General features: G+C 46.7%; 1 pseudogene. It reads left to right on the forward strand.

Annotated elements, in window-relative coordinates:
• Positions 1-75: 75 nt before the first annotated feature.
• Positions 76-324 (forward strand): annotated as a pseudogene (locus BGK49_RS17395) (tail fiber assembly protein).
• The last annotated feature ends 250 nt before the right edge of the window (positions 325-574 follow it).

Below are 574 nucleotides of genomic sequence, written 5' to 3' on the forward strand. Positions count from 1 at the left end.
CTTTCTGTTCCATAACAGGTGTCCACTAGTTGAAAAGGTGGGCACCTACGTTACCAATACAGGCTTAATGGCTACATACGGCGGTCAGTTTACGCTTACATACAGCAGGAGCCGAATGGCTGGAAGACCGTCACCACACAGTTCTACATCCAGGAATTCAGTGAGCATATTGCGCCACTTCAGGATGCTGTAGATCTGGAGATCGCAACGGAGGAAGAAAACTCGTTGCTGGAAGCCTAGAAGAAGTATCGGGTGTTGCTGAACCGTGTTGATACATCAACTGCACCTGATATTGAGTGGCCGGAAGAACCAGACACAATGTAAGCGAAAAAGAAAAACCGCAGACACGACGTATGCAGGACGTGCTGCGGTTGGCTGGTGAACTTTCGATAGTGCGAGTATTGAATGATTTCCAGCCGTTACCGATTTTATATAACTGCAGTGGAATTATTCAACACACAGGCAAAACGGAATATGAAGTGGTCAACAAAAACTGGCCACCGAGTTAGAGTTTTTCCAGTATCGATTTTCCGATTCGTTTGGGGGTAACCCACCGTTATATTCGTGCGGTCTT

The sequence above is a fragment of the Shigella sp. FC1544 genome (assembly GCF_001722145.1).
GTDB classification, from domain to species: Bacteria; Pseudomonadota; Gammaproteobacteria; order Enterobacterales; family Enterobacteriaceae; genus Escherichia; species Escherichia coli.